The 3,659-nt window shown below is 64.7% G+C and carries 5 protein-coding genes; 2 read left to right on the plus strand and 3 right to left on the minus strand.

The features are described 5' to 3' along the window. From epsC to VF649_RS14070, 3 genes are all read right to left on the minus strand, one after another. Window positions 1-534 (minus strand): serine O-acetyltransferase EpsC (epsC, locus tag VF649_RS14060; RefSeq protein WP_331012587.1); only part of this gene is annotated, 534 nt, incomplete at its 3' end. Window positions 535-619: 85 nt separating this feature from the next. Then, complete coding sequence (locus VF649_RS14065) at window positions 620-1,147, minus strand: carboxymuconolactone decarboxylase family protein (RefSeq protein ID WP_331012588.1); 528 nt, start codon at window positions 1,145-1,147, stop codon at window positions 620-622. Window positions 1,148-1,261: 114 nt separating this feature from the next. After that, window positions 1,262-1,804 (minus strand): peroxiredoxin, encoded by a 543-nt coding sequence (locus tag VF649_RS14070; protein ID WP_331012589.1) that lies wholly within the window; start codon window positions 1,802-1,804, stop codon window positions 1,262-1,264. 123 nt (window positions 1,805-1,927) lie between these two features. On the opposite strand from VF649_RS14070, the gene VF649_RS14075 reads away from it, so the two are divergent. Next, window positions 1,928-2,848, plus strand: a complete 921-nt coding sequence (locus VF649_RS14075; protein WP_331012590.1) for a hydrogen peroxide-inducible genes activator — start codon at window positions 1,928-1,930, stop codon at window positions 2,846-2,848. Window positions 2,849-2,956: 108 nt separating this feature from the next. After that, complete coding sequence (locus tag VF649_RS14080) at window positions 2,957-3,517, plus strand: fasciclin domain-containing protein (RefSeq protein ID WP_414713688.1); 561 nt, start codon at window positions 2,957-2,959, stop codon at window positions 3,515-3,517. Window positions 3,518-3,659 lie beyond the last annotated feature (142 nt).

Raw genomic sequence — 3,659 nt, forward strand, 5'->3', positions numbered from 1 at the left:
CTTCGCCTTTTCCGCTGCATCCATCGGCATCGGCTTGGCCGGGATCCCGACCATCACCGCGCCCGGCGCCACCGGCTTGGTGACCACGGCATTGGCACCGATCCGTGCCTTGGTGCCCACCGTGATCGGTCCCAGGATCGCCGCACCCAGGCTGACGATCACGCCGTCTTCCAACGTCGGGTGGCGTTTGCCGCCCACCCCGCTGGTCGGATTGGTCCCGCCCAGCGTCGCCCCCTGATAGATGGTGACGTCGTCGCCAATCTCCGCCGTCTCGCCGATCACGACGAAACCGTGGTCGATGAACAGGTTGCGGCCGATCTTGGCCCCCGGATGGATATCGATCGCGGTCAGCGCACGCGCGATATGGTTCACGAACCGCGCCGCGAACCACATCTCTCCTTCGTACAACCAGTGTGCGACGCGGTGCAGGCCCACCGCCAGCGTCCCCGGATAGAGCAGGATTTCCCACAGGGATCGCGGCGCGGGATCCCGTGCCTTGATCGACTGCAGATAATCGGCAAGCCGGTTCAGCACGGGCGGTCTCCGGGTCGGGTCATCGCGGGAATATAGGCCGCACGCCGGACCTTTGCGAGTCCCGCGTCCGGCCCTGGCGCGGTCCTCAGGCCGCGGTCATCGTGGCATGCACCGTCGCCACCGCGGTCATCACCGCACCGACGCGCGCGGCGGTCTGGATCACCTCCGCATTGACGCCATGCTGCTTCAGCACCTTCTCGTGGCTGTCGATGCACATGCCGCACCCGTTCTGGGCGGATACCGCCAGGCTGAACAGCTCGAAATCCGCCTTGTCGATGCCGGGATTGCCGATCACGTTCATCCGCAGCTTCGCGGGCATCTGGCCATATTCCGGGTTCGATGCTAGGTGCACGAACCGGTAATAGACATTGTTCATCGCCATCACCGCCGCCGCCGCGCGCGCCGCATTGGCGGCTTCGGGGCTCAGCTTGCCCACTGCATCGGCTTCGACGGCGTCCACCAGCGGGCGATATCCCGAACCGTGCGCACAGGCGAGCAGCAGCCCCCATTTGCGCTGGTCGCCCAAGGTCTGGTCATTGACCAGCGACCCGGCATTCAACCGGATGTCCTTGGCATAATCGGGCAATGTGTCGGCAAAGCTCTTGAGCGACATCGGTAAACTCCTTCGGGAACAGACAAGAAAAGGGCGCGGGGACAATGATCATCCCCGCGCCCCGTCTTGCGACGACCGCCCGGCCGGAAACCCCGGCGTCCGTCGCGGTGGACATCAGGCCGCGGGGCGCAGAACCTCGTCCTCGGGCGTCCAGTTGCACGGGCACAGCTCGTCGGTCTGCAACGCGTCGAGCACGCGCAGCGCCTCCTGCGGGTTGCGGCCGACGTTCAGGCCGTTGACCGTCACATGCTGGATCACATTGTCCGGATCGATGATGAACGTCGCACGATAGGCGACACCCTCTTCCGGATGGATGATGCCGAGCGCGGTGGCCAGCTTCTTGCCGTTATCGGCAATCCACGGGAAATCCGCGGCGGCCAGTCGCTCGTCGGACTTGCGCCAGGCGAAGTGGACATGCGTCGTATCGGTTGACGCACCGATCAGGACGGCATCACGGTCGGCGAAATCCGACTTCAGCTCGCCATATCCGACGATCTCGGTCGGGCAGACGAAGGTGAAGTCCTTCGGCCAGTAAAACAGGATCTTCCACTTCCCGTCCTTCTTGGACAGGTCGATGGTCTCGTCACCGGGCAGTGCGGACACGCCCTGTTGGACGGGGAGAACAAAATCGGGAAGCTTGTCGCCAACGGTCAGCATCGCGCTTTTCCTTGTGATGATTCGGGGTCGGCCGGCAAAACCGGTCTGCTGCAGTGCAATATCTTTTGCCACGGATGAAGCAAATCGATTATTCTATGGGTTCCTGATCGATGAAAGCGATCTATGTCAACCTATCTCCCGACGCTGAAACAGCTGCAATATCTCGTCGCGCTGGAGGAGCAGGGCCATTTCGGCCGTGCCGCCGATGCATGTTTCGTCACGCAATCCACGCTGTCGGCCGGGCTGCGCGAACTGGAATCGCTGCTTGGTACCACGCTGGTCGAACGCACGCGCCGCGTCGTCCGGTTCACGCCGCTGGGCCACCGCATCGCGGCCAAGGGCCGCCGCGTGCTGCGCGAGGCGGAGGAGCTGGCCGACATGGCCCGCGCGGCCGGCAAGCCCCTGTCGGGCGATCTCCGCATGGGCGTCATCCCCACCATCGCGCCATTCCTGCTGCCGCGCATGCTCCCGCGGCTGCGCGCCGAATGGCCCGATCTCAAACTCTATCTGCGGGAGGAAACTACCAGCGCCGCCTGCGATTCGCTCCATCGCGGTCATCTCGATTGCGTGCTGCTGGCGCTGCCGTATCAGTGTGGCGACATCGACAGCATCAAGCTGTTCGACGACACGCTTTATGTCGCCTTTCCGGGTGGTCAGGCGATCGATCCCCCGCCCCGCATCGCGGCGGAGGCGATCGACGAGACCCAGCTACTGCTGCTCGAAGACGGGCATTGTCTGAAGGATCACGCGCTTGCCGCCTGCAACCGGCCCGAATTGCGGTCGGAGGCATCGATGCTCGGCACCTCGCTGCACACGTTGGTCCAGATGGTCGATAACGGCCTGGGCGTCACCCTGTTGCCGGAGATGGCGATCCGCGCCGGCATCCTGCGTCATACCGATATCGTCGCGGTGCCGCTCGACGCCGATCGCCCCTCCCGCCAGATCGCCCTGGCCTGGCGGCGCGGGTCGCCGCGCGAGAAGGAGTTTCAACTGATGGCCGGCGCGCTGGCCCGCGCCGCCGCGGCCGACGGCATGGGCGAATAATCACCGATTCCCTGCTGGGTCCTGCGGTCCGACGCAACCTTGTCACGCTTCGGCGCGTACATAGGTTAGTTTCGTCCGTACCAGGATGGAACAGCCAGGAGATTATTGATGTCGAAGATGCTCAATCGCGTGCTGCTCGCGACCGCGCTGACCCTCGCAACCGCCGCCACCCCGATCGCCGTGTCGGCCAAGGTGCCGACCGTCGGCGGCGCGCCGATGTACCCCACCAAGAACATCGTTGAAAACGCTGTCAATTCCAAGGATCACACCACGCTGGTCGCCGCGGTCAAGGCTGCCGGTCTGGTCGAAACCCTGTCGGGCCCAGGTCCGTTCACCGTGTTCGCCCCGACCAACGCTGCCTTTGCCAAGCTGCCCGCCGGCACCGTCGACACGCTGGTGATGCCGGAGAACAAGGCCACCCTGACCGGGATCCTCACCTATCATGTCGTCGCCGGTCGCATGACCGCGAAGGATATCGCCAAGGCGATCAAGACCGGTGGTGGCAAGGCCACGCTCACCACCGTCAACGGTGAACCCCTCACCGCATCGATGATGGGCAAGCAGATCATGCTGACCGATGCCAAGGGCGGCATGAGCCACGTCACGCAGGGCGACGTGCTGCAATCGAATGGCGTGATCCACGTCATCGACACCGTGCTGATGCCGTAATCGGCCAGCGATTACGGACGGAGCCCCGGCGCAGGCCGGGGCTTCACCCTTGCATCCGCTACCGCGGTACGTCCCAGGGGACGCCTGCCTCCGCCACCCGAAATCGCACGCGTTCCTCCGGCTGCAACGCCGCCGCCAAGTC

The organism is Sphingomonas sp., from assembly GCF_036387535.1.
Lineage (GTDB): Bacteria > Pseudomonadota > Alphaproteobacteria > Sphingomonadales > Sphingomonadaceae > Sphingomonas_R.

Excerpts from the sequence above, each read along its gene's own strand:
- VF649_RS14065 (WP_331012588.1), bottom strand. The coding sequence starts at position 1,147 with ATGTCGCTCAAGAGCTTTGCCGACACATTGCCCGATTATGCCAAGGAC.
- VF649_RS14070 (WP_331012589.1), bottom strand. The coding sequence starts at position 1,804 with ATGCTGACCGTTGGCGACAAGCTTCCCGATTTTGTTCTCCCCGTCCAA.
- VF649_RS14075 (WP_331012590.1), top strand. The coding sequence starts at position 1,928 with ATGTCAACCTATCTCCCGACGCTGAAACAGCTGCAATATCTCGTCGCG.
- VF649_RS14080 (WP_414713688.1), top strand. The coding sequence starts at position 2,957 with ATGTCGAAGATGCTCAATCGCGTGCTGCTCGCGACCGCGCTGACCCTC.